The organism is Lysobacter korlensis, from assembly GCF_042434515.1.
Genome location: NZ_JBHLTG010000010.1, coordinates 85,685 through 110,386, shown reverse-complemented (window position 1 = coordinate 110,386; position 24,702 = coordinate 85,685). Strand labels below are relative to the sequence as shown.

The window sequence follows — 24,702 nt, the reverse complement described above, 5'->3', positions numbered from 1 at the left end:
CCCGTGACCACCGAGACCGTCGAGGCACCACGCTCCGCGCAGAAGGCGCGCCGCAGCACCAACCTGGAGAAGTGGGGCTGGATCTACATGCGCGTGAGCGGCGTGGTGCTCGTCGTGCTGATCTTCGGCCACCTGTTCGTCAACCTGGTCGCGGGCGAAGGCGTCTCCGCGATCGACTTCGCATTCGTGGCCGGCAAGTGGGCGGACCCGTTCTACGTGGTGTGGGACACCCTGCTGCTCTGGCTCGCCCTGATCCACGGTGCGAACGGCATGCGCACGATCATCAACGACTACGCCTACCGCCCGCTGCTGCGACGGCTCCTGCAGCTGGCGCTGCTGGGCTCGACCGTCGTCCTCCTCATCCTGGGAACCCTTGTGATCTACACCTTCGACCCGTGCCCCGTCGGCGCCGACCCGTCGCTGCTGCCCTCGTTCTGCGGGGCGGGGCAGTGACGTCGCGGAGCCGCATCGAATCGGCGCTGGACGCAGGCGAATCGACCGTCCTGGACGGGGTCCACTACCACCGCTACGACGTGGTCATCGTCGGCGCCGGCGGCGCCGGCATGCGCGCCGCGATCGAGGCCGGCCCGAAGGCGCGGACCGCCGTGATCTCGAAGCTGTACCCGACCCGGTCGCACACCGGTGCGGCGCAGGGCGGCATGGCCGCCGCGCTCGCCAACGTCGAAGAGGACAGCTGGGAGTGGCACACCTTCGACACCGTCAAGGGCGGCGACTACCTGGTGGACCAGGACGCTGCGGAGATCCTCGCGAAGGAGGCCATCGACGCGGTCCTCGACCTCGAGAACATGGGTCTGCCGTTCAACCGCACCCCGGACGGAAAGATCGACCAGCGGCGCTTCGGCGGCCACACCGCCGAGCACGGCAAGAACCCGGTGCGCCGGGCCTGTTACGCCGCGGACCGCACCGGCCACATGATCCTGCAGACCCTGTACCAGAACTGCGTCAAGCACGGCATCAACTTCTTCAACGAGTTCTACGTGCTCGACCTCGTGATGACCGAGGTGAGCCCCGGCCCGTTCAAGAAGAAGGTGCCGCAGCCGAGCGGCGTCGTCGCGTACGACCAGGCCTCTGGTGAGCTGCACGTCTTCCAGGCGAAGTCGATCGTCTTCGCCACCGGCGGGTTCGGCAAGATCTACAAGACCACCTCGAACGCGCACACCCTCACCGGTGACGGCGTCGGCATCATCTGGCGCAAGGGCCTGCCGCTGGAGGACATGGAGTTCTTCCAGTTCCACCCGACCGGCCTCGCCGGCCTCGGCATCCTGCTCACCGAGGGTGCCCGCGGTGAGGGCGCCATCCTCCGCAACGCCTCCGGCGAGCGGTTCATGGAACGGTATGCCCCGACGATCAAGGACCTCGCCCCGCGCGACATCGTCTCCCGGTGCATGGTGCAGGAAGTGGCGGAGGGCCGCGGCGCCGGCCCGAACAAGGACTACGTGCTGCTCGACTGCACGCACCTCGGAGCGGAGGTGCTCGAGACGAAGCTCCCGGACATCACCGAGTTCGCCCGCACCTACCTCGGCGTCGACCCGGTGCACGAGCCGGTGCCGGTGATGCCCACCGCGCACTACGCGATGGGCGGCATCCCGACCAATGTGAAGGCGGAGGTGCTGCGCGACAACGACACCGTGGTGCCGGGCCTCTACGCCGCCGGCGAGTGCGCCTGCGTGTCGGTGCACGGCTCGAACCGTCTCGGCACCAACTCCCTGCTCGATATCAACGTCTTCGGCAAGCGCGCAGGCAACAACGCGGTGGAGTACGCCCGCACGGTGGACTTCACCCCGCTCCCCGACGACCCGGCGGGGCCCATCCGGGAGCTCGTCGAGTCGCTGCGGAACTCCACCGGCACGGAGCGGATCGCGGCCATCCGCAAGGAGCTCCAGGACGAGATGGACCGCAACGCCCAGGTGTTCCGCACCGACGAGTCCCTCGAGAAGGTGACGCACATCATCGCGGGCCTCCGCGAGCGCTACCGGAACGTCGGCATCCAGGACAAGGGCAAGCGCTACAACACCGACCTGCTCGAGGCGATCGAGCTGGGGTTCCTGCTCGACCTCGCCGAGGTCGTCGTCTTCTCCGCGCGGAACCGCAAGGAGAGCCGCGGCGGGCATATGCGCGACGACTACCCGAACCGCGACGACGCGAACTACATGCAGCACACCATGGCGTATCTCACCGGCGACGCCCAGTCGTCGCTGGCGGACGACCACATCCGCCTGGACTGGAAGCCGGTCGTGATGACCCGCTACGAACCGATGGAACGGAAGTACTGATGAGCTCCGCGACTCTCGAGAACACTGCGGCCGAACCGAACGAGAACACTGCGGCCGAACCGAACGAGGTCATCCCGGCGGAGTCGAAGGAGGTCAGTGCGGCACCCGCGAACGCCATTCAGGCGTTCACGGTGACCCTGATCATCCGCCGCTTCGACCCCGAGCGGGATGCCGAGCCGTTCTGGCAGGACTTCGACGTCGAGCTCTACGCCACCGACCGGGTGCTCGACGCGTTGCACAAGATCAAGTGGGAGCAGGACGGGTCGCTCACCTTCCGCCGCAGCTGCGCGCACGGCATCTGCGGCTCGGACGCGATGCGCATCAACGGCCGGAACCGGCTGGCGTGCAAGACGCTGATCAAGGACCTCGACATCTCGCAGCCGATCTACGTCGAGGCGATCAAGGGCCTGCCTCTCGAGAAGGACCTCATCGTCGACATGGAGCCGTTCTTCGAGTCGTATCGCGCGATCCAGCCGTTCCTCGTCGCAACCTCGAAGCCGGAGAAGGAGCGCATCCAGAGCCCGGTCGCCCGGGAGCGGTTCGACGACACCACCAAGTGCATCCTGTGCGCGGCGTGCACCTCGAGCTGTCCGGTGTTCTGGACCGACGGCCAGTACTTCGGGCCGGCCGCGATCGTGAACGCGCACCGCTTCATCTTCGACGATCGCGACGAGGCCGCGAAGGTGCGCCTGGACATCCTGAACGACAAGGAGGGCGTCTGGCGCTGCCGCACGACCTTCAACTGCTCGGAGGCGTGCCCCCGCGGCATCGAGGTCACGAAGGCCATCCAGGAGGTCAAGCAGGCGCTCGTCCTCGGCAAGCGCTGACCGTCCCCTGCGCTTTCGACGCGGCCGCTGCCGTGCGAAAGCGGGCCACTTCGGCATCTGCGGCCCGCCGCGGCGGGCCGCATGCGCCGAAACGGGCCATTCTCGCGCGACGCTGCTACGGCGCATCTCCGCCGGCTCTGTTCCGCCCCCGAAACAGGTCGGCGGAGGCGCGCTGACCCCCGCGCGCCTCCGCCAACGGCGGTCCCCCATGGGCCTTCAATGGCCCGGAGTCCGCTTCACCCCTGATCCCTTCCCGGGCCTCTGGTCCCTTGGGAATCGATCCGTTTCTGCCCCTCCGAAGGAGCGGCAGACGACTCGTTCCTTAGTATCACCCGGACGGCTCGAAACGCCGTATTCAGGATTTGTGGCGCCTTTTTCCAGTCGATTTTTCTTCGCCGGAGCGATCAGGGTTTTTTCGGAATCGGCACCGATTCGCACGTTTCAAAAATCTTCTCGGTGAAGATTGCTGCCGTGCGGGTGCTATATGGCCCGCCGGAGCAGGCGCTCTTCTCGAGCGGGATCCGGTGTTCCGAAGGCGCAACGCGCTCAGCTTCTGCGGATACGTTCACCGGCATGCCGAACCCCGAATTCGATCACTCCGAACTGACCGCCGTCTTCTTCAACACGACCCTGAAGCGCAGCCCCGCCGTCAGCAACACGCAGGGCCTCATCGACATCAGTGCCCGGATTCTGCGCAAGCAGGGTGTCACCGTCGACATCATCCGCTCGGTCGACCACGACATCGCGAGCGGGGTGTACCCGGACATGCGCGAGTACGGCTGGGAGACGGACGAGTGGCCGGAGCTGACCAAGCGGGTGCTCGCAGCCGACATCGTGGTGATGACGGGACCGATCTGGCTCGGGGAGCAGTCGTCGGAGGCGCGGAAGGTGATCGAGCGCCTGTATGCGCTGAACTCGCAGGTGCGCGACGACGGGCAGTACCTGTTCACCGGGAAGGTCGGCGGGGCGATCGTGTCGGGCAACGAGGACGGCGTGAAGCACGTCACCTCGAGCTGGCTGTTCAGCCTCGCCCACATGGGGTTCACGATCCCGGCGAACGCGGACTCCGGCTGGCTCGGTCCCATCGGACCGGGGCCGAGCTTCCTCAACCCCGCCTCCAACGGCCCCGAGACCGACTTCACGAACCAGACGCTGACGACACTGAGCTGGAACCTCATGCATCTCGCGGCGATGCTCAAGCGCGCCGGCGGCTATCCGCGGTGGGGCAACCTCCCGAACGCGTGGGCGGAGGGCGAGCGCTTCGGTTTCGAGCCGTACCGCGGTCCCTTGACGGACGATTGATCCGTCGCACCGTTTCGAGACCCGCCCTGGCGGGTGCCCACCTCAACCAGCGAGCTCGGCCGCCTGCCGCGCGTCCGCGGCGGTGCGCGCGCCGCACGCGGCGGCCGCTTTGGACCGGGCCTGTTCCAGCGTCACGGCGGCGAGCGCGGCCCGTACGTCCGCCAGCGCTGCGGGGGTCATGCTGAGCGTCGTCACGCCGAGGCCCACGAGCACCACGGCGAGCGCCGGATCCGCCGCCGCCTCACCGCAGACGCCGACGCCCTTGCCGACGGCCGCGCCGGCATCGCCGAGCAGCTTCACCAGCCGCAACACCGCCGGATGCCACGGGTCCTGGTACCCGGCCACGCTACCCAGCAGCCGGTCCGCCGCCAGCGTGTACTGGGCCAGGTCGTTCGTGCCGATGCTCACGAAATCCGCGACCTCGAGCACCTGGTCCGCGACCACCGCGAGGGAAGGCACCTCCGCCATCACCCCGACGGTGTTCAGGCCGAGCTCTTTGCCGAGCCGCACGAAGTACTCCGCCTCCTCGGCGTCGGCGACCATCGGCGCCATCACCCACAGGTCTGCCTCCGAGGCGTCCTGCGCGTGCTTCAGCGCGATCAGCTGGTCCCGCAGGACGTGCTCGCTGACCCGCAGCGCCCGCAGCCCCCGCAGGCCGAGTGCCGGATTCTGCTCGTGGGCGTCGGTGAGGAAGCTGAGCGGTTTGTCGGCGCCGGCGTCCAGCACCCGGACGACGACCCTCCTCCCCGGAAACGCCTGAAGCAGCCGCGTGTAGCTGTCGCGCTGACGCTCGATGCTCGGCGCGGTGTTGGCATCGAGGAAGAGGAACTCCGTGCGGAAGAGCCCGACGCCCTCGGCGCCGAGCTGCACCGCTGCCGGTGCATCATCCGGTGAAGCGAGGTTCGCCAGCAGCGGCACCTTCGTGCCGTCGGCGAGGGCGCCGTCCGTGATCGGCGCGGTGGCGGCCTCCGCACGTTCGGCGATGCGGCTACGTGCGTCGTCGATCAGCGCCTCCTCCGGATCGACGAGCACGGTGCCGGCAGCGGCATCGGCGATCACCACGGTGCCTGGCGTCAGGTCGAGCGCCCCCGTCACGCCGACGATGGCGACGATGGCATGGTGCCGGGCGAGAATGGCCGTGTGCGAGGTGGGGCCACCCTCGCTCGTGACGAGTCCGAGCACCTTGTCCAGATCGAGGAGCGCGGTGTCGGCGGGGGCGAGGTCACGGGCGACCAGCAGGAACGGCTCGTCGCTCGCCGGCACACCGGGAGCGGGCACGCCACGCAGCTGCGCGCGGATCCGCTGGGACACGTCGGCGAGGTCGGTGACACGCTCAGCCATGCGGCCGCCCATCGCCGTGAGCGTCTCCTCGAACGCGGCGAACGCCTCGAAGACCGCTCGCTCCCCCGTCGTGCCGCCGACGACCCGGGCCCTCACATCGTCGATGAGCATGGGGTCCTGCGCCATCATGGCGGCGGCCTCGAGCACCCGTTGGGCGTTCCCCCCGGCGACGGCGCCGCGTCGCGCGAGTTCGGCGGCGACCGCGTCGAGCGCATCGGTCACCGCCCGGAACTCCCGATCCGCGTCCCCGTCGTGCTTCGCCTGCTGCGGCTCCGGCAGAGGGTCGGGCATCCTCACGATCGGTCCGACCGCGACGCCACGTCCGACACCAGCACCGCGAAGCTCCATGCAGTCCTCCTCTGTGCCCTCGGGTCCTTGCCCGAGTGCGGATCGCTGGCCGCCAGCATATTCCCGGCGACTACCCTGACGGGCATGGCGGAATCAGGCTCGACCGAGTCGCTCGGGCAGCGCGCGGCGAAGCTGTTCGCCAGGGCGCAGACGCTGCGGCCGGTGCGGGTCGCGGTGCACTACATCGAGGTGCGCGGACCGATCCTCGGCAGCGGACTGGCCTACTCGGCGATCTTCGCCGTCTTCGCGGGACTCTATGTCGGGTTCGCGATCGCAGGATTGGTGATCTCCGGTGACATCGGCCTCCGCCAATCGCTGATCTCATTCGTCAACGAGAACGTCCCCGGGCTGATCCAGGCAGGCGACGGCGCCGGCGGCGCGATCGACCCGCAGGACCTGCTGAACGCCGACGTCTTCGGCTGGACCGGCGCCTTCGCCCTCGCGATCCTGCTTGTGATCGCGGTGAGCTGGCTGGGCTCGGCGCGGGACGCCGTGCGGGGCATCTTCGAGCTCGACCCGCTGGAGGCCAACTTCGCCCTGCTGAAGCTGAAGGACCTCGGCCTCGCCGTGGCGTTCGGCGCCGTGCTGCTCGTCTCAGCGCTGCTCTCGGTGGCAGGGACGCAGGCCACGGGCTTCGCGCTGGGTCTCCTGGGCATCGACGAGGACTCCCTCGTCGGCACCGTGCTCGGCCGGATCGTCACGCTCACGATCATGTTCGCGCTCGACGCGTCGCTGCTCGCCGGGGTGTACCGGATCCTCTCCGGGGTGCCGATCCCCTGGCGGCGTCTGCGCGGCGGTGCCCTGATCGGGGCGGCGGCGCTGGGCGGGCTGAAGGTGGCGGCGTCCGCCTCGCTCATCGGAGCGGGCGGGACGAACCCGCTGCTGTCATCCTTCACGGTGATCATCGGGCTGCTCATCTTCTTCAACCTGATCTGCCAGGTGATCCTGATCGCTGCCGCCTGGATCGCCGTGGGGATCCGCGACCGCGGCATCGTGCTCGACCCGGCGCTGCGGGAGAAGCGGCTCGACGAGGCGCGGGAGCTGATCGCGGCGCACCGGCGCGGAGAGCCGGAGCCGCCGCAGGAGCCGGCCGCCGGACCGCGCCGCCGCCGGACGGGAAGCAGGAAACGCCGATCATAGGATGGAGCGCGTGCCCCGACCGCTCCGCATCGCCACCGTCAACGTCAACGGCATCCGGGCCGCGTTCCGCAAGGGGATGGACGACTGGCTGGAGGCGTCCGGCGCGGACATCGTCGCGATGCAGGAGGTGCGCGCGACGACCGAGGACGTCGAGGCACTGCTCGGCCCTGAGTGGGACATCCTGCACGACGCAGCGACGGCGAAGGGTCGTGCGGGCGTGGCCATCGCCAGCCGCCACCGCGCGCACATCCACCGGGTGAGTCTCGGGGCGGACGACTTCGACAGCGCGGGCCGGTGGCTGGAGGCGGACTACGACGTCGACGGCGCGATCGTCACCGTGGTGAGCACCTACGTGCACAGCGGCAGCGAGGCCGACGAGGTCAAGCAGGCGGAGAAGTACAAGTTCCTCGACGCGATGGAGGAGCGGCTGCCCCAGCTGCAGCACCACAACGAGCGGGCGATCGTGCTCGGCGACCTCAACGTCGGCCATACCCAGCTCGACATCAAGAACTGGAAGGGCAACCAGAAGCACGCCGGCTTCCTGCCCCGCGAACGCGCCTACTTCGACCGTTTCTTCGGCGCGCGCGGGGAGAAGGTGACGGGCACGGACGGGTCGGATGGCGTCGGGCTCGGCTGGGTCGACGTGGGCCGGCGCCTCACCGGTGATGTGGAGGGCCCGTACACCTGGTGGAGCATGCGGGGGAAGGCCTTCGACACCGACACCGGCTGGCGGCTGGACTACCACGTCGCGACGGCCGCCCTCGCGGACACCGCCACGAACTACCGCATCGACCGTGCCCCGTCCTGGGACAGCCGCTGGTCCGACCACGCCCCGGTCACCGTCGACTACACCCTCTAGCCCTCGCTATTGTTCCCATTCCGGCTCGATGTGCCCGCCGCGGCGGCAACAATGAGCCGGAACGGGAACAATCAGCGGGATGAAAGACTGAATGGCATGACGAAGCCCCGCCTGTTCTCCGGAATGCAGCCGTCCGCGAACTCCCTGCACATCGGCAACTACATCGGGGCGCTGCTGCAGTGGCGGGAGCTGCAGACCACGCACGACGCGATCTTCTGCGTGGTGGACCTGCACGCCATCACGGTGCCTCAGGATCCGGCGGCGCTGCGGGCGCAGACCCGGCGCACGGCGGCGCAGTACATCGCCGCGGGCATCGACCCGGCGCGCTCCACACTGTTCGTGCAGTCGCACGTCGCCGCGCATCCGCAGCTCGCCTGGGTGCTGAACACGATCACCGGCTTCGGTGAGGCGAGCCGGATGACGCAGTTCAAGGACAAGACGGCGAAGCAGGGCACCGAAGCCGCGAGCGTGGGCCTTTTCACCTACCCCGTTCTGCAGGCGGCCGATGTGCTGCTCTACGACGCGGTGGTGGTCCCGGTCGGCGAGGACCAGCGCCAGCACATCGAGCTGACCCGCGACCTGGCGCAGCGCTTCAACAGCCGCTTCGGAACGACGTTCGTCGTACCGGAGGTGAGCATCCTCAAGGAGACGGCGAAGATCTACGACCTGCAGAACCCCGCCTCCAAGATGTCGAAGTCGGGCGAGACCCCGGCCGGCATCATCTGGCTGCTGGACGAGCCGGCCGTCACCGCCAAGAAGATCCGCTCCGCGGTCACCGACACCGGCCGCGAGGTCGTCTACGACCCGGAGGGCAAGCCGGGCGTCTCGAACCTGCTCACCATCCTGTCGGTGGTCACCGGCGCGAGCCTGGACGCGCTGGCGGCCCAGTACGACGGCCGCGGGTATGGCGACCTGAAGAAGGACGTCGCGGATGCGGTGGTCGCCGAGTTCGAGCCCATCCGCACGCGAGCGCTCGAACTGCTCGACGACCCGGCGGAGCTCGACCGGGTGCTCGCCGGGAACGCCGACCGGGCGGCCGAGATCGCGGATGCGACGCTCGCGCGCGTCTACGACCGCGTCGGGTTCCTGCCGCGCGCATGATCCCGGTCGTCCTCCGCACCGAGCGGCTGGTGCTCGACCAGCCCGCGGAACGTGACATCCCGCTCATCACCGAGTACTGCCGTGACCCCGTGTTCGAGCACTACCTCACCACACCCTGGCCGTACGAGGAGCAGCACGCCAGGGGCTTCGTCACCGCCTTCGTGCCGAGCGGCTGGGCGGAGGACCGGGAGTACACCTGGGCGATCCGCGAAGCCGAGGGCGGCCCGCTGCTGGGGGTCGTGGGGAACGGCGTGGCGCCCGGCGGGATCGGCTTCTGGCTCGGCGCGCCGCACCGAGGCATGGGCTACATGACCGAGGCGGTGCGCGTGGTGCTGGATTGGGCGTTCGAGCGCGGCGCATCCCGGATCGCCTGGGAATGCGTCGTGGGGAACCACGCCTCCGCGGCCGTGGCACGCAAGTGCGGCTTCCGGTACACCGGCGAGCGGCCCGTTGGCGCATGGCGGGGTGCGTCGCGCCCGCTCGCCTGGCACGGCGAACTGCTGGCGGACGATGATCGCGCCGAGAAGGACGGCTGGCCCGCGTGACGTCGGTGGTGCTGTTCGACCTCGACGACACGCTGTTCGCGCATCGTCGGGCAGTGGAGCTGGGCGTGCTGGCGCAGCGGGCCGAGCACGGCGGCGACGTCGCGCTGGCCGACGACGCCGCGGAGCTCCACCGCTGGACGCAGCTGGAGGAGCTGCACTATCACCGGTATCTCAGCGGGGAACTCGACTTCCTCGACCAGCGCCGCCATCGTGCCCGCGACTTCGTGGCACCGTACGGACTCGACCTCGCCGACGACCTGGCCGCGGACACCTGGTTCGACGCGTACCTCGAGAAGTACCGCGACGCGTGGACCCTGCTCCCGGACGCGCTCCCGTGCCTGGCGGAGCTGCGCCGCAGGATCCCAGGCGTTCGGTTCGGCGTGATCACGAACGGTGAGCTCGCCTTCCAGACGGCGAAGATGGACGCCGTCGGGCTCAGCGCGCACGTCGAGCACGTGATCGCCTCCGGGCACGTCGGCTTTGCCAAACCCGACCCGCGCATCTTCCGGCTGGCGTGCGGAACCTTCGGCGTGACCCCGGCGAACGCCGCGTACGTCGGCGACCGGCTCCGCACCGACGCGCTCGGTGCGCGCGACGCCGGCCTCACCGGCGTCTGGCTCGACCGGCCGGACCACGCAGCCCCCGAACCGCCGGACGACCCCGCGGATCCCGGCGTCCCGCGCATCCGCACACTCGCCGAGCTCCCCGACCTCCTCGCCCGGCCCGCGAGCTGAGGTGGTCGACCGCCGCTGACGCCGGAATGGTCCCCCGTTACGGGGAATACTTCGTCTGGAGCCCGGTTCTATACACTCGTATTCAGCAATACACGTGCTCCGGGGTCGGTGAGAGTCCGAACCGGCGGTGACAGTCCGCGAGCTGCGGGAGGCGAAAGCCGAACGCGGTTGATCCGGTGGAATTCCGGAACCGACGGTGAAAGTCCGGATGGGAGGATGCACGAGCGGGCGCGTCGCGCCCGCGGGTCGACCGACCCTTCCCGGAGCCGTCTCGAGACGAGAGGCACCGGATGACCGACTTCGAGCAGGCCATGCGCCACGCGCTCGCGCTCGCGTCGCACGGGCCCGTGACGGGCGGCAACCCGCAGGTCGGATGCGTGCTCATCGACGAGAACGGCTCCCGCGTCGCCGAGGGCTGGCATCGCGGTGCCGGCACCGCCCACGCCGAGGTCGACGCCCTCTCGAGGCTCGCCGCAGCCGGCCGCTCCGACGCGAGCGGCCTCACCGCCGTCGTCATCCTCGAGCCCTGCAATCACCACGGCCGCACCGGCCCGTGCGCTGGGGCTCTGCTCGATGCCGGGGTCGCACGGGTGGTCTACGCCGTTCCGGACCCGGGCGCGGCGTCAGCCGGCGGCGCGGAGCGTCTCGCCGCCGCAGGCGTCGAGGTGATCGGCGGCGTGCTCCGCGCCGAGGTCGAGGACTTCCTCCGCCCGTGGCTGACCGCGACCCGGCTCGGCCGGCCGCACGTTGTCGTGAAGTGGGCGTCGACGCTCGACGGGCGCGCGGCGGCCGACGACGGCACCAGCCAGTGGATCACCGGGGAGGCCGCGCGGCAGCGGGTGCACGAGCAGCGCTCGCAGGTCGACGCGATCCTCGTCGGCACCGGCACCGTGCTGGCCGACGACCCGAGCCTGACCGCACGCGGCGGCGACTACGGCGAGTTCCTGCCGTTCCAGCCACTGCCCGTGGTGATCGGCGAGCGCCCCGTGCCCGCCGACGCGAAGCTGCGCTCCCACCCCGCCGGACTGCTCGAGACCGGAACCCGCGACCTCGACGAGGTGCTTCGCGACCTCTACGCCCGCGGCATCCGGCGCGTGCTGGTCGAGGGCGGCCCGACGCTCGCCAGCGCGTTCCTCGAGGCCGACCTCGCCGATGAGCTGTCCGTCTACCTGGCGCCGGTGCTGCTCGGCGGCGGCCGCCTCGCGGTCGGCGACATCGGCGTTCCGACGCTCGCGGCGGCGAAGCGGCTGACGCTCTCGTCGGTCGAGTCGCTCGGGGGCGATCTGCTCGTCATCGCCCGCCCCACCGCTTCCGCATCGCAGCCCGCCGGCGCGCCGGTGCTGCACGACACCGTCAAGTCCACAGCCACCACCGCGGCGCCCGCTGCCGCGGAGAAGGAGTGATCATGTTCACCGGATTGATCGAAGAGGTCGGCGAGGTCGTCGGCGTGGAGCGCGGCGGTGACGCCGCCCGGCTGACGGTCCGCGGCCCGCTCGCCGTCTCCGACGCCACCCACGGCGCGTCCATCTCGGTGAGCGGCGTCTGCCTCACCGTCATCGACTCCGGCCCTGACTGGTTCACCGCCGACGTGATGTCGCAGACCCTCGCCATGAGCTCGCTCGGGGAACTCCGCGAAGGGCAGCCGGTGAACCTCGAGCGCGCCGCCCAGGTGGGTGACCGTCTCGGCGGGCACATCGTGCAGGGCCACGTCGACGGAACCGCCGAGGTGCTCGCGGTGACGGACGGATCGGCGTGGCGTGTTGTGCGGTTCACCCTCCCCTCGGACCTGGCCCCGCTCGTCGCCTCGAAGGGCTCCATCGCGGTGGACGGTGTCTCGCTCACCGTGTCCGACGTCGGACCGGACTGGTTCGAGGTATCGCTGATCCCCGAGACGCTGACCGCGACGACCCTGGGCACCCTGGTGGCCGGGTCCCGCGTGAACCTCGAGACCGACATCCTCGCCCGCCACGTGCAGCGGATGCTGCAGTTCACAGAAAACTTGGACCTCACCGGGTCCACGACCGACCGAAGGAGCGGACAGTGAGTCTCGCCACCATCCCCACCGCCCTCGAGGCGCTGCGCGCCGGCCGCCCGGTGCTCGTCGCCGACGACGAGCACCGCGAGAACGAGGGCGACGTCATCCTCGCCGCCGAGCACGCCACGCAGGAATGGATCGCCTGGACGGTGCGCCACACGTCCGGATTCCTCTGTGCGCCGATGACGAACGAGATCGCCGACCGCCTCGAGCTGCCCGTGATGGTTCTCGACAATGAGGACCCGCGCGGAACGAACTACACGATCACCGTCGACGCGGCCGACCGGAACACGACGGGCATCAGCGCCGCGGACCGTGCTCACACGCTGCGCGTGCTGGCCGACCTGAGCTCCACCCCGGCGAGCCTCCGCCGGCCGGGTCACATCCTGCCGCTGCGCGCGGCGGACGGCGGTGTGCGTGAGCGGAACGGGCACACGGAGGCGGCTGTCGACCTGCTGAAGCTCGCGGGGCTCACCCCGGTGGGCGTGATCGGCGAGGTGGTCGCCGACGACGGCGAGATGATGCGGCTTCCGGGCCTGCTCGCCCTCGGCGACGAGTTCGGCATCCCGGTGATCACGATCGCGGAGCTGATCGAATTCCTTCAGGAGTTCCACTGCGACACCCAGGTGCCGATGCCGGTCGAGATCCCGGAGTCGCCGCAGGTGCGCTTCGAGGTCGAGACCACGGTGCCGACGGAGCACGGACCGTTCCGGATGCGGGCGTACCGCGACCGCACGACGGGATCCGACCATGTCGCGATCGTGAACGGCGAGGTCCGGGACGGCGCGCTGGTGCGCGTGCACTCCGAATGCCTGACGGGCGAGGCGTTCGGGTCGCTCAAGTGCGAGTGCGGCCCGCAGCTGGACGCTGCGATGGAGTCGATCGCCCGCGACGGCGGAGTCGTGATCTACCTCCGGGGCCATGAGGGTCGCGGCATCGGCCTTGTGAACAAGCTGCGCGCGTACCGGCTCCAGGAGCAGGGCATGGACACGCTGGACGCGAACCTCGCCCTGGGCCTGCCTGCAGACTCACGCGACTACGGCGCCGCGGTCGGCATCCTGCGGGACCTCGGCCTCAGCAGCGTGCGGCTGCTGAGCAACAACCCCGAGAAGATGCGCCAGCTGACCAAGCACGGTATGAACGTCGAGGAGCTGGTTCCGCTGCTCGTCGGGGTCGGCATCGACAACGAGGGCTACCTCGAGGCGAAGCGGGACCGGATGGGCCATCGGCTGCCGGAGATCCTCACGAGCGACCAGCTGCTCGCCGACCTGGAAGGACACCCGTCATGAGCGGAGCAGGATCACCGGAGCTCGAGGTGGACGGGACCGGCATCCGCGTGACCATCGTCGCCGCCTCGTGGCACGAGCAGATCATGGACGGCCTCATCGCGGGCGCCCGGCGGGCGCTTGACGCTGCCGGCGCCTCGGTGAGCGAGGTGCGGGTGCCGGGCAGCTTCGAGCTGCCCATCGTCGCGAAGGCCGCACTCGAGCGCGGAGCGGATGCGGTGGTGGCGCTGGGCGTCATCATCCGGGGCGGAACGCCGCACTTCGACTTCGTGTCGAACGCCGCCACCGACGGCCTGACCCGGGTGGCGATCGACACCGGGATGCCGATCGGCTTCGGCGTGCTCACCCTCGACGACGAGCAGCAGGGCATCGACCGCGCGGGACTGCCAGGCTCGAAGGAGGACAAGGGCGCGGAGGCCGCGCAGGCGGCGCTCGCGACCGTGCAGCTGCTCCGGCAGATGCGCGGCGTCATCCCGCCCGCGAAACCGGATCTGGTGGTCGCGAACCCCGGTTCCGCGGAAGAGGGATGAGCCGGACATGCTGAAGGGAATCGACCCGCTGCTCAGCGGTGAGCTGCTGAGGATCCTCGACGAGATGGGCCACGGCGATCAGCTGCTGCTCGTCGACCGGAACTACCCGGCCGCGGCATCCGGCAAGCCGGTCGTGCGGCTCGGCGAGGCCGGCGTGGTGCGGGCCGCCAGCGCGATCCTCAGCGTGTTCCCGCTCGACAGCTTCGTGGAGCGGCCGCTCGAGCGGATGGAGGTGAACGACGATCCGTCGATCGTCACCCCGAACCAGGAGGCCGTCCTTGCCCTCGCCCGCGAGGAGCACGGCGAAGATCTCGAGTTCGGGATCATCCCGAGGCTGGAGTTCTACGAGCGCGCGAAGCACGCGTTCGCCGTGGTGCACACCCTCGAAGCGCAGCCATACGGGTGCTTCCTGCTGCAGAAGGGCGTCATCTTCGAGCCGGGGTCGTAGCGCGTCCCCAGCCGGCTGAGCGGTCCGCTCAGTCGAGGAAGAGGGCCTTCAGGCGGGTGGTGGTGAACACCATGCCGATGGCCACCATTGCGGCGAAGTAGAGCACGTGCCACAGCATCGCGATGCTGAGTGCGCCGGTGGTGAGGCCGCGCAGCAGCTCGACGCCGTGCCAGAGCGGCAGGGCCTGGATGACGTACTGGATCGGCTCGGGGTACACGGTGATCGGGTAGAACGTCGCCGAGAAGAGGAACATCGGCAGCATCACGAACGCGATCCAGTCCATCTGCTGGAACGTCTTCATGTAGCTGGTGATCGCCATCCCGACGCTCGCGAAGCCGAACGCGATGAGCAGCACCGCGGGGAGCGCCAGCAGCGCCGTCCATGCCAGGTTCAGCCCGAGCAGCTGCATGACGACGAGGAAGGCGGCCGCGTACATCAGGCCCCGCAGCAGCGCGAGCGAGATCTCGCCGATCGCCACGTCGAGCGGCCCGAGCGACGTGGACAGCATCCCGTTGTACAGCTTCGAGTACTGCATCTTGAAGAACACGTTCCACGTGGAGTCGTAGATCGCGCCGTTCATCGCGGACACCGCGAGCAGGGCGGGTGCGATGAACGCCGCGTACTGAACCTCCTGACCGGTCGTCGTGGCGACCGTGCCGACGTACCCGCCGAGTCCGATGCCCATGGAAACCAGGTAGAACAACGGCTCGAAGAATCCGCTCGCCACCACCAGGTAGTTGGTGCTCTTCGTGGCCAGGAGCCCCCTGCGGACGACGGAGCGCGCGTTGCCCGCGTAGAGCGAGCCGAGCACCCGGGCGCGCTGGCGCGGCAGGTCGAGCGTGGTCGGCGCGAGCGTCATTTGTTCAGCCTCCTCGTCACCACGCGCTGCGTGATCCACCAGCACACGACGGTGATGGCGGCCAGATACGCGACGTGCAGCAGGGTGACCCAGATCGGCTCCTCCAGCCCGTAGCTGAACACCCGGCCGAGCTCCGTCCCGTGCCACAGCGGAGAGACCCATCCGATCCACCAGAAGTAGACGGGCAGGTCGGTCAGCGGGAAGAACGTGCCGGAGAACAGGAACATCGGGGTGACGCCGAAGCGCATGATCATCGCCATCTGCCCCTTGTCCTCCTCGATCCGGGAGGTGTAGGAGGCGATCAGCACCCCGACCGCGATGCCGGTGAGGGATGCGGTCAGGATGTTGACCACACCCGATGCCAGCGGTACCGCGCCGAAGAGCAGCATGACCAGGTAGTAGATGCCGACGGTGGGCAGGATCCGGGCGAGGATCGCGAGGATCATCCCGTTCGCGATCTGATTGCCGGAGATCGGCGCGGCGTTCATGGCGAAGGCGATGGGGTTCCACTTGAACGCCATCATGAACGGGTAGGTGCTCTCCTCGGTGGCCACCATCACGGCGGCCGTGGCGAGCAGCGCGGGAGCCACGAACGTCAGGTAGCCGACCGCCGCGCCGCCGCCCGCCGGCACTGCCTGGTCGACCAGCGTGGCGAGCCCCACCCCGAGAGCGAACAGGTAGACGAGCGGGTTGCCGATGCTCGTCATCACGATGGTCTGCAGGTAGGCGCGCATCGCGAGGAGCCGGTGTTCGAGGATGTACAGCGATCCGAACCGGCGCGGCTTGACGCCGGCCGCTAGCGCGGCGTCGGTGACATCGGTCCCTGAGCTCGTGAAAGGGGTCATTCCACCAGGCTCCGTCCGGTGAGCCGCAAGAACACGTCCTCGAGGCTGGAGCGGCGCACGAGGCTGGTCTTCGGGTTGAGTCCGAGCGCCGTGACACGCTCCAGCTCAGCCTCGCCGTCGGAGCTGTAGATCAGGATGCGGTCGGGCAGCACCTCATGCCGTTCGCCGATGCCGCTCAGCTGCTCCGCGATGCCTGCGTTCTTGTCGGAGCCGAAGCGGACCTCGAGCACTTCACGGCTGGAGTAGGTGCGGATCAGCTCCGCCGGCGACCCCTCGGCCATGATCTTGCCCTTGTCCACCACGACGAGCCGGTCGCAGAGCTGCTCCGCCTCGTCCATGTAGTGCGTGGTCAGCACCAGCGTCGTGCCCTGCTCCTTCAGCCGGAACAGGCGATCCCAGAGGATGTGCCGCGCCTGTGGATCGAGTCCCGTGGTCGGCTCGTCCAGCATGAGGATGCGCGGGTCGTTGACGAGCGCCCGCGCGATCGTCAGGCGGCGCTTCATGCCGCCGGACAGGTCGTCGACCTTGGCCTTCGGACGGTCGGACAGCTGCGCGAACTCGAGCAGCTCGTCGGCCTTCTTGCCGAGCTGCGACCGCGGCAGCCCGAAGTAGCGCCCGTAGACGATCAGGTTGTCGCGGACTCGCAGCTCCTGATCGAGGTTGTCCTGCTGCGGGACCACGCCGAGCTGCGACCGGATCTCGGGCCCGTGCCGGTCCGGATCCAGGCCGAGGATGCTCAAGCTGCCGCTGGTCCGGCTGGAGACGGCGCCGACCATGCGCATGGTGGTCGACTTGCCGGCACCGTTCGGACCGAGCAGGCCGAAGGACTCTCCCGGCGCCACCTCGAAGCTGATGCCGTCGACCGCCGGGAAGTCCTTGTACTTCTTGGTGAGGTCCTGTGCGGTGATCACGGGGGCTGGCACAGTATGCGAGCCTAACGGGATCCGCCCACACCGGCTCGGCCTCGGTGTTCGCTTTCGGCTGACGCAAGGATGTCAACCTGAGTTGACACGCTCGGCCGGCCGGAATAACGTCGGACTGTGACCGATCTCCTCACCGCTCTCGCGAGCGAATCCGGCGACGAAGACCCGCTGAAGGCCCTGCGGGCGCTCCGCGCCATGCGGACGGAGCTCGACCGGCAGGAGGGCGCACTCGTCCGCAAAGCGCGGAACATCGGCTGCGGCTGGCAGATGATCGCGACCGCGCTCGGGGTGACACGGCAGGCGGTGCACAAGAAGTACGGGCGTCGCTAGGCGCACTCGAAGCACGGGCGTCGCCGGACGCACTCGATCAGAAGGAACCCATGAGCACCGCCGCTGCGACGCGGCGCGGCATCTTGCGCCGCGCTACGCCCGAGGAAGGCCCCCGCGCCACATTCGGGCAACTGCTGCCATACCTGCTGGAACACAAGAAGGCCCTCGCGGTCGTCATCGCACTCAGCATCCTCAGCGCGGCGGCCGCCCTGGTGCAGCCGCTGCTCGTCGGCCAGGTGATCACCGTGGTGCAGGCCGGCGAGTCGTTCGGCGGCCTCGTCTGGGCGGTCGTCGCGCTCGTCCTCGCGGCCGCGATCCTCAGCGGCGTGCAGCACTACCTGCTGCAGCGGGCGGGGACCGCGGTCGTCTACTCCGCCCGGCGGACGCTCGTCCGGCGCCTGCTCAACCTGCCGATCCGGGAGTTCGACACCCGCCGCACCGGTGACCTCGTCTCCCGCGTCGGCTCCGACACCACCATGCTGTACGCAGTCCTCACGCAGGGCCTCGTCGACGCGATCGGCGGTGCGCTGGTCTTCGTCGGCGCGCTGATCGCAATGCTCATCATCGACGCGCTGCTGCTGGGACTCACCGTGCTCGTCATCGGGGTCGCGATCCTGACGGTCGTCACGCTGTCGCGGCGGGTGCGCACGGCCAGCCAGCAGCAGCAGAGGAAGGTCGGCGACCTCGCCTCCGCGGTGGAGCGGGCGCTCAGCGCCATCCGCACGGTCCGCGCGACGAACGCGACGGACCGTGAGGTCGAAGCGATCCAGGAGGAGGCGCAGGGGGCGTATCACTCCGGCATCCAGGTCGCGAAGGCCTCCGCGTTGATCGTTCCGATCTCCGGGATCGCCATGCAGGCATGCTTCCTCGTCGTGCTCGGCGTCGGCGGATTCCGCGTCGCCGCGGGTGAGCTCTCCGTCGCCTCGCTGGTGGCGTTCGTGCTGTTCCTGTTCATGACCCTGCTGCCGCTCGGCCAGGCGTTCGGCGCCATCACGTCGGTGAACCAGGCCCTCGGCGCACTCGGCCGCATCCAGGAGATCGTCGACCTGCCGAGCGAGCGCGAGGCGGACTCCGGCGTCACGCCCGCCCCGCCGGTGCCCTCCAGTGCGGCAATCGCGTTCGAGGAGGTGCACTTCAGCTATCCCGAAGGCGCCGACGAGGCCGCCTCCGGCGGTGGCTCGGTCTCCGACGCCGACGCGGTCGCCGCCGCGGAGGAGGACCCGGTGACCCACGAGCTGACCGTGCTGCGCGGCGTCACCTTCTCGGTGCCGCGCGGATCCCGCACCGCGCTGGTCGGGCCATCGGGCGCGGGGAAGAGCACCGTCCTCGCGCTGATCGAGCGCTTCTACGATCCGACGGCCGGCGTGGTGCGTTTCGACGGCGTGGACATCCGCGCGATGGACCGCACGCAGCTGCGGAGTCAGATCGGCTACGTGGAGCAGGATGCTCCGGTGCTCGCCGGCACCCTCCGCGACAACCTCACCCTCGCCGCCCCGGACGCCACCGAGGAGCAGTGCATCGAGGTGCTCCGCGCGGTGAACCTGGGCGGAGTGTTCGAGCGGAACGAGCTGGGGCTGGATGCGCCGGTCGGCGAGGACGGCGTGATGCTGTCCGGCGGCGAGCGTCAGCGTCTCGCGATCGCCCGGACGTTGCTGGCGGCCCCGCCGATCCTGCTGCTCGACGAATCGACGTCGTCGCTCGACGGGCTCAACGAGCAGCTGTTGCGCGAGGCCATCGATGCGGTGGCCGAGAACCGCACCCTCATCGTGATCGCACACCGGCTGTCGACCGTCGTCGACAGCGATCAGATCGTCGTGCTGGAGCGCGGCCAGGTCGTCGGCGTCGGAACCCACTCCGAACTCGTGAACACGACTCCGCTCTACCGAGACCTGGCGAAGCACCAGCTCCTGGTGTGACGGCACACGAACCGGTCGCTGGTGTTCCCGTTCCGGCCCAGTGGGTCCGGCGCAACGGGAACAACAGGCCGGAACGGGACGTCAGGCGGCGTTCGAGTCCGAGACGGTCGCGCCAGCCGCTGCCAGCTCCTCGAGCGCGGCGTCGCTCGACGTCGGCGCCACCCCGGCGATGAGGTCGCGCAGCACGCGAACGGTCCGTCCGGCGTGCAGCGCGTCGAGCGCCGACGCGCGAACGCAGTAGTCCGTCGCGATCCCCACGACGTCGACTTCAGTCACGGCGAGATCATCCAGCACCTGCGGAACCGAGCGGCCGTCCTCGGTGGTGCCCTCGAAGATCGAGTACGCCGGCACCCCTTGGCCCTTCTTCACGTGCACGTCGATGAGCGACGTGTCGATCGCCGGGTGGTACTCCGCCCCCGGAGTTCCCGCCATGCAGTGCCTCGGCCACGTCACCACGAAATCCGGAGCCGCATCCGTCGCGAAATGCCCGCCGTTGTCGTTGTCGGGGTCATGCCAGTCGCGCGACGCGAACACATGGTCGTACCGGCCCGGGTTCGCCCGCAGGTACCCGGTGACCTGCGCCGCGACGGCGGCGCCGCCATCCACCCCGAGGGCGCCGCCCTCGGTGAAGTCGTTCTGCACATCGATCACGAACAGTGCTCGGCTCATGCCGCTATTGTCCCAGTTCCGGAGCCCCGTGTCGGCGCCCGGCCGGTCCACGGGGCAGGGACGGTCTACAGGTTCGACAGATTGTCGCCGCAGCTGTAGACGCCTGTGGCGAGGGTGTCGAGCGCGAGCTTCGCGTCCTCCCGCACGTTGCCGATCGCGTAGAAGGCGAACGTGAGGCGCACGCCGTCCTTCGCGTTGATGACGCCGCCGAGGCTGTACGCCGTGTCGATCCAGCCGGTCTTCGCGACGACGTTGCCCCGGGCGACGCCGTTCTCGCCGGTGAAGCGTGCGGCGAGGCTCCCGGACTGACCCGCCACCGGGAGCCCGTCGTAGAGGAGGTTGAGGTGCTGCTCACCGCTGATGACCTTCACCATCAGCTCCGCCACGTACGACGGCGCCACGTTGTTGAACTCGCTCAGGCCGCTGCCGTCTTTGATCACGAGCCCCGACGTGTCGACGCCGTAGGCTTCCAGCGCACCCGGGATCGCCTGCTGGAGCGATGCGGCGGAGCCGTCGAGCCCCATCGCCTTGCTGGTCACGCGGGCGAGCATCTCGGCGATGGTGTTGTCGCTGACGAGGAGCATCTGCTGGATGAGCGACCGCACCGGCTGCGAGCGGACTTCCGCGAGTTGCGCCGCGTCCGCCGGCGCCGCGCCGGTGGTCACCGCGAGGTCGCCGGCGATCACTCCCCCGGTGTCCGCCTGGCGGAGGGCGTCGACGAAGAACTGGCCGGCCCGGCCGATGGGATCGGTGCTGCGTGGGCTGGTGCTGCGCGTCGGGTCCGAGCGATCGGCGTCGACCTGGAGCGCGGTCACCTCGGAGTGGTAGCCGATCTCCTGTTCGCTGCGCTTCCACGCCGGGTCCCACCGGTCGGCTGGATCCCAGTAGCCGGCGTCGAGGAGCACCTGCGTGATCGGCTGACCGGGGTTCGCGGCGGCCCAGGCGCTGACCGCCTGAGCGGCGAGGTCACCGAGCTTCGGGGCGCCGCGGTAGAAGCTCTCCTGACCCGGACCGAGACGGGTGATCGTCGCGTCGCCGCCGCCGACCAGCACGATGCTGCCCGGCGTGGGTCCCGCCATCACCCGGGTGCGGAGCTGGTAGTCGGGACCGAGCTCGGCGAGCGCCGCCGCAGCGGTGAGGATCTTCAGCACGCTGCCGGTGCGTGCGGGAACCGTGCCCTTCCGGTCGAACAGCGCCTCGCCGGTGTCGGCGCGCAGCACATAGCCCTGGAAGTCGGCGAGCCGCGGGTCCTTCGCGAGATCGTCGACGGAGCAGGTGCGAAGGCGGCTGGCCTCCGGAACGGCTGAGGGCGTCGGCCGTGGCGGCTCGGGCGTGACGGTCGGAGTGGGCGTCGGGGTCGGAGCGGGCAGCGTGCCGGCCGCGACGCCGGCGAACACGGCCCCGGTTCCGAGCAGCACGAACACCACGGCGAGCACCGACGCCAGCCATGCGGTCGGATGCGCACGGACGGTGCCCAGCAGACCGCCCGGCGTGCCCGCCCCGGCCGGCTCGCCGGAGCCGGCAGGCGCGGCGCGACGGCGCTCCGCGGCGCGCTGAGTCTCCCCCGGATCAGTCACCCCACCATGGTAGGCGCTGCCTCACCCTGGGCTCACTCGTTCGGGTACCGCACGCCGATCTGGCGCCTGATCTCGTCCATGGTCTCCAAAATGGAGACGGACTCCTCAGTGCTGAGGATGTCGCCCGAGAGCGCACCCGCGGCGGCGAGTCGCTCCAGCTCGAACGCCTGGAACTGCATGCCGCGGCCGGTGACCTGCGGCACCTCGTACCGCTCGAGCACCTCATCGCGGGCGTCGAAGACGGTGAACGATGTCGGCGTGTACCAGACGGGATCGATCGCGATTCGGCCCTGCGTGCCGAGGATGGCGGCCGTGTTCGGGCCCTTCGCGTCGAGCGCCGTGTGGATCAGCGCGCTTCGGCCGTCCTCGTACCCGAGGACGATGGAGGTCTGCGCGTCGACGCCGGTCTCGGTCGGCGTCGAGAACGCCTGAATGGAGTTTGGCGTGCCGAGGATGTCGGATGCGAAGGAGAGCGGGTACACGCCGAGATCGAGCAGTGCGCCGCCGCCCAGCGCGGGGTCGTACATCCGGGAGGTGAGGTCTCTCTTCACCAGCTGCGTGTGATCCGCGATCAGGGTCCGGACGTCGCCTATTGCACCGCTTGCGATCACCTCGCGGAGGCGCACCATCGTCGGCACCCACCGGGTCCACATCGCCTCGAGCACCACGAGCCCTCGGGCGGCTGCCAGGTCGACGACGGAGCGCGCCTCCGCGGCGTTCAGGGTGAACGGCTTCTCGACCAGCACGTGCTTGCCCGCGTTCAGTGCCAGCTCCGCGTTCGAGGCATGGAACGGATGCGGCGTGGCGACGTAGACGGCGTCGACGGCGTCGTCCGCGACCAGGTCCGCGTAGCTGCCGTGCGCGTTCGCGATCCCGTACCGTCCGGCGAACTCCCGCGCCGTGCCGTCCGAGCGTGACCCGACCGCGGTGACGGTTCTCCCGTTCGCCTGCAGGTCCTTCACGAAGGCGCCGGCGATGCCGCCCGCGCCGAGGATGCCCCACCGAAGCCCTGTCGCCATGACTAGGACCGTAGCAGTCGGCGGCACCGTGCCCCCAGCGGGGCGCCCGCCGGCCGGATGAACACGGCCGTCATCGCAGCGGGGCAGGCACCGTCTTCGACTCTTCCCACGCGATCGTGTACACGACGCGGCGGAGCTCCCGGCGGAGGACCTCCTCGAGCGCGGTCCGCGCCGCGAAGTCCATCGACGCGTCCCGCGCGATGTACTGCAGACGCAGCGCGCTCTCCATCTCCGCCATCACCACCGTGCCGACCGACGGCATGTGGAGCACGATCCGGTTGTCCGGCATGCGGATGGATTCGTACCGGCTCACGAAACGCCGCGCGAGCCGTGGCACGGTGACTTCGGGATATTGAGCGAACACCGTCGCGGATGTCGAGATCATGGCTCGATGCTCACAGGGGCGGGTTCACGGCGGGTGAACTTGGCGTGACCAGCGTGTGACCATCCCTCCATGGCGAGTTTGGCGGAAAGCGCCACGAACAGCGCCCAATTGCCCTCGACGAGCAGCCGGCTCTCCGTGAGCGCTTGCGCCAGCAGGGCGCACAGCAGCAGGAACGGCCCCCAGCCCGGCGACGCCGTCGTCGTCAGCGGACCGCCCATCGCGCGCGTCCACCCACGGACGAGCGCGGCGACCGCCAGGACACCAGCGATCGCCGCACCCACCACGCCGAGCTGAAGCAGCACATCGAGCAGGGCGTTGTGCGCCTGAAGGTATTCGACACCGTCGATCACGACGAGGCCGTCATACGGCTGGACCCACGGCGCCCAATAGCTGACCCAGCCCCAGCCGAGCGCCGGTCGCTGCTCGACGAGCCCGAGCACGGTCCGCCAGATGTCCACCCGGTTGGTGAGGTCGCTGCGGCCCAGCACCCCGAGCGCGACCGGAAGGATGGAGAGCACGCCGGCGAGCCCGACCGAGAGCACCGCCAGCACCACGCCCTGGAAGAGGCGGCGAGTGCGCGGAGGCACCCGTCGTACGAGGAGCAGCACGCCGATCAGCATCGCGAGCCCTGCGGTGACGGCGATGACCGTGGCGGATCGGGTGAGGGTCAGCGTGCCGATCGCGAGGCCGACGGTCCACGGCGCGCGGCGGACCGCTTCGCCGCCGACGATGCGGGCGCCGATCGTGAGCAGCAGCAGCAGCGCCAGGAACGCGAGCAGGTTTCGGTTGCCGACGATCCCCTGGACGGGACCGCCGAGCAGCAGCTGGTTCTCGCTCCAGAAGTAGGCACCGGGGGACGTGGCGCCGTACCCCGTCCAGAGCGGGGCGACGCGGTCCTGCACGATCAGGGCCACGAAGCCCTCGAAGGCCAGGCTGAGCAGCAGCACGCGGCTGAGCGCCGACGACAGCGCCGCGACGAGCTGCCGCCACGAGAGCGAGAGCGCCAGCCAGATCCCCGCGGCGGCGGTTCCCCACTGCGCGAGCAGGCCAAGCACGGTCGCCCACCGATATTCGCTCCAGAGCAGCGAGCAGGCGCTGAACAGCAGGAACGCCACGAGTTCCGGCGGGACGGACAGCAGCCGGGGGTCCCTCCGGTGTCGCCAGAGGCTCAGCGCGACGAGCCCCGCGAGCGCCCCGGCGACCCCCAGGTACCCCGGCCATCCCGCCAGATTCCGCACGCCCTGCGCGGCGAAGAGGAAGAACAGCATCCACTCGCCCAGCCGCTGAGCGATCGGCGCCGGTGTGGGCGGTGGAAGTCGCGCTGCGATCTCCCGCCCGGTCATGGTCAGAAGATAGGTCCGCGTTCCGCCGTTCCGGGAAGAAGTCGCG

General features: G+C 69.8%; 26 protein-coding genes and 1 riboswitch. Of the genes, 16 read left to right on the top strand and 10 right to left on the bottom strand.

The genetic code is table 11. From position 1 onward, the window contains the following. The first annotated feature begins 3 nt into the window (after positions 1-3). The 3 genes from ACFFGH_RS29600 to ACFFGH_RS29590 are packed head-to-tail and all read left to right on the top strand — an operon-like array spanning position 4 to position 3,121. Complete coding sequence (locus ACFFGH_RS29600) at positions 4-453, top strand: succinate dehydrogenase hydrophobic membrane anchor subunit (protein WP_386675626.1); 450 nt, start codon at positions 4-6, stop codon at positions 451-453. A 50-nt stretch (positions 454-503) separates the two neighbouring features. Then, complete coding sequence (gene sdhA, locus ACFFGH_RS29595) at positions 504-2,294, top strand: succinate dehydrogenase flavoprotein subunit (RefSeq protein WP_446686182.1); 1,791 nt, start codon at positions 504-506, stop codon at positions 2,292-2,294. Next, a complete protein-coding gene (locus ACFFGH_RS29590; RefSeq protein ID WP_386675624.1) occupies positions 2,294-3,121 on the top strand; it encodes a succinate dehydrogenase iron-sulfur subunit in 828 nt (275 codons plus the stop codon). The genes sdhA and ACFFGH_RS29590 overlap by 1 nt, the downstream gene beginning before the upstream one ends. Before the next feature lie 404 nt (positions 3,122-3,525). Here ACFFGH_RS29590 and ACFFGH_RS29585 read toward each other — a convergent pair whose 3' ends face one another. Further along, the gene (locus ACFFGH_RS29585) at positions 3,526-3,696 is read right to left on the bottom strand and encodes a hypothetical protein (RefSeq protein WP_386675622.1); all 171 of its coding nucleotides are present in this window, start codon (positions 3,694-3,696) and stop codon (positions 3,526-3,528) included. On the opposite strand from ACFFGH_RS29585, the gene ACFFGH_RS29580 reads away from it, so the two are divergent. After that, complete coding sequence (locus ACFFGH_RS29580) at positions 3,695-4,423, top strand: flavodoxin family protein (protein WP_386675620.1); 729 nt, start codon at positions 3,695-3,697, stop codon at positions 4,421-4,423. The genes ACFFGH_RS29585 and ACFFGH_RS29580 overlap by 2 nt on opposite strands. 42 nt (positions 4,424-4,465) lie before the next feature. On the opposite strand, the gene ptsP is transcribed toward ACFFGH_RS29580, so the two are convergent. Beyond that, entirely contained in the window at positions 4,466-6,112 is a 1,647-nt protein-coding gene (gene ptsP, locus ACFFGH_RS29575) for a phosphoenolpyruvate--protein phosphotransferase (RefSeq protein WP_386675618.1), read from the bottom strand. A gap of 84 nt (positions 6,113-6,196) precedes the next feature. Between ptsP and ACFFGH_RS29570 the strand changes: the two genes are divergently transcribed. The 10 genes from ACFFGH_RS29570 to ACFFGH_RS29525 all read left to right on the top strand — a co-directional run bounded on the left by ACFFGH_RS29570 (position 6,197) and on the right by ACFFGH_RS29525 (position 14,790). Next, positions 6,197-7,252 carry a YihY/virulence factor BrkB family protein gene (locus ACFFGH_RS29570; RefSeq protein WP_386675616.1) on the top strand — a complete coding sequence of 352 codons (1,056 nt, stop codon included), beginning with the start codon at positions 6,197-6,199 and terminating at the stop codon, positions 7,250-7,252. A gap of 10 nt (positions 7,253-7,262) precedes the next feature. After that, the gene (locus tag ACFFGH_RS29565) at positions 7,263-8,111 is read left to right on the top strand and encodes an exodeoxyribonuclease III (protein ID WP_386675614.1); all 849 of its coding nucleotides are present in this window, start codon (positions 7,263-7,265) and stop codon (positions 8,109-8,111) included. Between the two features lie 96 nt (positions 8,112-8,207). Further along, positions 8,208-9,212, top strand: coding sequence for a tryptophan--tRNA ligase (trpS, locus tag ACFFGH_RS29560; RefSeq protein WP_386675612.1), 1,005 nt, complete (start codon positions 8,208-8,210; stop codon positions 9,210-9,212). Further along, complete coding sequence (locus ACFFGH_RS29555) at positions 9,209-9,757, top strand: GNAT family N-acetyltransferase (RefSeq protein ID WP_386675610.1); 549 nt, start codon at positions 9,209-9,211, stop codon at positions 9,755-9,757. Before trpS ends, ACFFGH_RS29555 begins: the two co-directional genes overlap by 4 nt. Continuing rightward, positions 9,754-10,491, top strand: coding sequence for an HAD family hydrolase (locus tag ACFFGH_RS29550; RefSeq protein ID WP_386675608.1), 738 nt, complete (start codon positions 9,754-9,756; stop codon positions 10,489-10,491). Before ACFFGH_RS29555 ends, ACFFGH_RS29550 begins: the two co-directional genes overlap by 4 nt. A 91-nt stretch (positions 10,492-10,582) precedes the next feature. Then, positions 10,583-10,716: riboswitch (FMN riboswitch) on the top strand. Between the two features lie 65 nt (positions 10,717-10,781). Next, positions 10,782-11,894: a bifunctional diaminohydroxyphosphoribosylaminopyrimidine deaminase/5-amino-6-(5-phosphoribosylamino)uracil reductase RibD gene (gene ribD, locus ACFFGH_RS29545; protein WP_386675606.1), complete on the top strand. Its 1,113-nt coding sequence runs from the start codon at positions 10,782-10,784 to the stop codon at positions 11,892-11,894. Between the two features lie 2 nt (positions 11,895-11,896). Next, positions 11,897-12,535 carry a riboflavin synthase gene (locus ACFFGH_RS29540; protein ID WP_386675604.1) on the top strand — a complete coding sequence of 213 codons (639 nt, stop codon included), beginning with the start codon at positions 11,897-11,899 and terminating at the stop codon, positions 12,533-12,535. Next, entirely contained in the window at positions 12,532-13,815 is a 1,284-nt protein-coding gene (ribB, locus tag ACFFGH_RS29535; protein WP_386675602.1) for a 3,4-dihydroxy-2-butanone-4-phosphate synthase, read from the top strand. Before ACFFGH_RS29540 ends, ribB begins: the two co-directional genes overlap by 4 nt. Further along, on the top strand, positions 13,812-14,342 hold the full coding sequence (gene ribH, locus ACFFGH_RS29530) for a 6,7-dimethyl-8-ribityllumazine synthase (RefSeq protein ID WP_386675600.1): 531 nt from the start codon (positions 13,812-13,814) through the stop codon (positions 14,340-14,342). Before ribB ends, ribH begins: the two co-directional genes overlap by 4 nt. A 7-nt stretch (positions 14,343-14,349) precedes the next feature. Continuing rightward, positions 14,350-14,790 (top strand): RbsD/FucU family protein, encoded by a 441-nt coding sequence (locus ACFFGH_RS29525; RefSeq protein ID WP_386675598.1) that lies wholly within the window; start codon positions 14,350-14,352, stop codon positions 14,788-14,790. 28 nt (positions 14,791-14,818) lie between these two features. Here ACFFGH_RS29525 and ACFFGH_RS29520 read toward each other — a convergent pair whose 3' ends face one another. Genes ACFFGH_RS29520 through ACFFGH_RS29510 form a run of 3 tightly spaced genes read right to left on the bottom strand, consistent with a single transcriptional unit; the run spans position 14,819 to position 17,405 of the window. Continuing rightward, complete coding sequence (locus ACFFGH_RS29520; protein ID WP_386675596.1) at positions 14,819-15,649, bottom strand: ABC transporter permease; 831 nt, start codon at positions 15,647-15,649, stop codon at positions 14,819-14,821. After that, the gene (locus ACFFGH_RS29515; protein ID WP_386675594.1) at positions 15,646-16,494 is read right to left on the bottom strand and encodes an ABC transporter permease; all 849 of its coding nucleotides are present in this window, start codon (positions 16,492-16,494) and stop codon (positions 15,646-15,648) included. Before ACFFGH_RS29515 ends, ACFFGH_RS29520 begins: the two co-directional genes overlap by 4 nt. Continuing rightward, on the bottom strand, positions 16,491-17,405 hold the full coding sequence (locus ACFFGH_RS29510) for an ABC transporter ATP-binding protein (protein WP_386675591.1): 915 nt from the start codon (positions 17,403-17,405) through the stop codon (positions 16,491-16,493). The genes ACFFGH_RS29515 and ACFFGH_RS29510 overlap by 4 nt, the downstream gene beginning before the upstream one ends. 129 nt (positions 17,406-17,534) lie before the next feature. Here ACFFGH_RS29510 and ACFFGH_RS29505 point away from each other — a divergent pair, with 129 nt between their 5' ends. Together ACFFGH_RS29505 and ACFFGH_RS29500 are read left to right on the top strand one after the other, a co-directional pair. Further along, complete coding sequence (locus ACFFGH_RS29505; protein ID WP_386675589.1) at positions 17,535-17,747, top strand: helix-turn-helix domain-containing protein; 213 nt, start codon at positions 17,535-17,537, stop codon at positions 17,745-17,747. A gap of 50 nt (positions 17,748-17,797) precedes the next feature. Further along, on the top strand, positions 17,798-19,663 hold the full coding sequence (locus tag ACFFGH_RS29500; protein ID WP_386675587.1) for an ABC transporter ATP-binding protein: 1,866 nt from the start codon (positions 17,798-17,800) through the stop codon (positions 19,661-19,663). A gap of 81 nt (positions 19,664-19,744) precedes the next feature. Here ACFFGH_RS29500 and ACFFGH_RS29495 read toward each other — a convergent pair whose 3' ends face one another. From ACFFGH_RS29495 to ACFFGH_RS29475, 5 genes are all read right to left on the bottom strand, one after another. Then, positions 19,745-20,332, bottom strand: coding sequence for an isochorismatase family protein (locus ACFFGH_RS29495; RefSeq protein WP_386675585.1), 588 nt, complete (start codon positions 20,330-20,332; stop codon positions 19,745-19,747). 65 nt (positions 20,333-20,397) lie between these two features. Beyond that, on the bottom strand, positions 20,398-21,909 hold the full coding sequence (gene dacB / locus ACFFGH_RS29490) for a D-alanyl-D-alanine carboxypeptidase/D-alanyl-D-alanine endopeptidase (protein ID WP_386675583.1): 1,512 nt from the start codon (positions 21,907-21,909) through the stop codon (positions 20,398-20,400). Between the two features lie 32 nt (positions 21,910-21,941). After that, entirely contained in the window at positions 21,942-22,928 is a 987-nt protein-coding gene (locus ACFFGH_RS29485) for a Gfo/Idh/MocA family protein (protein ID WP_386675581.1), read from the bottom strand. Positions 22,929-22,998: 70 nt separating this feature from the next. Beyond that, on the bottom strand, positions 22,999-23,313 hold the full coding sequence (locus ACFFGH_RS29480; RefSeq protein ID WP_386675579.1) for a hypothetical protein: 315 nt from the start codon (positions 23,311-23,313) through the stop codon (positions 22,999-23,001). Then, a complete protein-coding gene (locus ACFFGH_RS29475; protein WP_386675577.1) occupies positions 23,310-24,656 on the bottom strand; it encodes an O-antigen ligase family protein in 1,347 nt (448 codons plus the stop codon). The genes ACFFGH_RS29480 and ACFFGH_RS29475 overlap by 4 nt, the downstream gene beginning before the upstream one ends. Positions 24,657-24,702 lie beyond the last annotated feature (46 nt).

Coding starts and splice junctions, on each gene's coding strand:
- ptsP (WP_386675618.1), bottom strand. CDS start 6,112: ATGGAGCTTCGCGGTGCTGGTGTCGGACGTGGCGTCGCGGTCGGACCG.
- ribD (WP_386675606.1), top strand. CDS start 10,782: ATGACCGACTTCGAGCAGGCCATGCGCCACGCGCTCGCGCTCGCGTCG.
- ACFFGH_RS29495 (WP_386675585.1), bottom strand. CDS start 20,332: ATGAGCCGAGCACTGTTCGTGATCGATGTGCAGAACGACTTCACCGAG.
- ACFFGH_RS29500 (WP_386675587.1), top strand. CDS start 17,798: ATGAGCACCGCCGCTGCGACGCGGCGCGGCATCTTGCGCCGCGCTACG.
- ACFFGH_RS29540 (WP_386675604.1), top strand. CDS start 11,897: ATGTTCACCGGATTGATCGAAGAGGTCGGCGAGGTCGTCGGCGTGGAG.
- ACFFGH_RS29480 (WP_386675579.1), bottom strand. CDS start 23,313: ATGATCTCGACATCCGCGACGGTGTTCGCTCAATATCCCGAAGTCACC.
- ribH (WP_386675600.1), top strand. CDS start 13,812: ATGAGCGGAGCAGGATCACCGGAGCTCGAGGTGGACGGGACCGGCATC.
- ACFFGH_RS29475 (WP_386675577.1), bottom strand. CDS start 24,656: ATGACCGGGCGGGAGATCGCAGCGCGACTTCCACCGCCCACACCGGCG.
- ACFFGH_RS29555 (WP_386675610.1), top strand. CDS start 9,209: ATGATCCCGGTCGTCCTCCGCACCGAGCGGCTGGTGCTCGACCAGCCC.
- ACFFGH_RS29585 (WP_386675622.1), bottom strand. CDS start 3,696: ATGCCGGTGAACGTATCCGCAGAAGCTGAGCGCGTTGCGCCTTCGGAA.
- ACFFGH_RS29525 (WP_386675598.1), top strand. CDS start 14,350: ATGCTGAAGGGAATCGACCCGCTGCTCAGCGGTGAGCTGCTGAGGATC.
- ACFFGH_RS29485 (WP_386675581.1), bottom strand. CDS start 22,928: ATGGCGACAGGGCTTCGGTGGGGCATCCTCGGCGCGGGCGGCATCGCC.
- ACFFGH_RS29580 (WP_386675620.1), top strand. CDS start 3,695: ATGCCGAACCCCGAATTCGATCACTCCGAACTGACCGCCGTCTTCTTC.
- ACFFGH_RS29590 (WP_386675624.1), top strand. CDS start 2,294: ATGAGCTCCGCGACTCTCGAGAACACTGCGGCCGAACCGAACGAGAAC.
- ACFFGH_RS29570 (WP_386675616.1), top strand. CDS start 6,197: ATGGCGGAATCAGGCTCGACCGAGTCGCTCGGGCAGCGCGCGGCGAAG.
- trpS (WP_386675612.1), top strand. CDS start 8,208: ATGACGAAGCCCCGCCTGTTCTCCGGAATGCAGCCGTCCGCGAACTCC.
- ACFFGH_RS29515 (WP_386675594.1), bottom strand. CDS start 16,494: ATGACCCCTTTCACGAGCTCAGGGACCGATGTCACCGACGCCGCGCTA.
- ACFFGH_RS29520 (WP_386675596.1), bottom strand. CDS start 15,649: ATGACGCTCGCGCCGACCACGCTCGACCTGCCGCGCCAGCGCGCCCGG.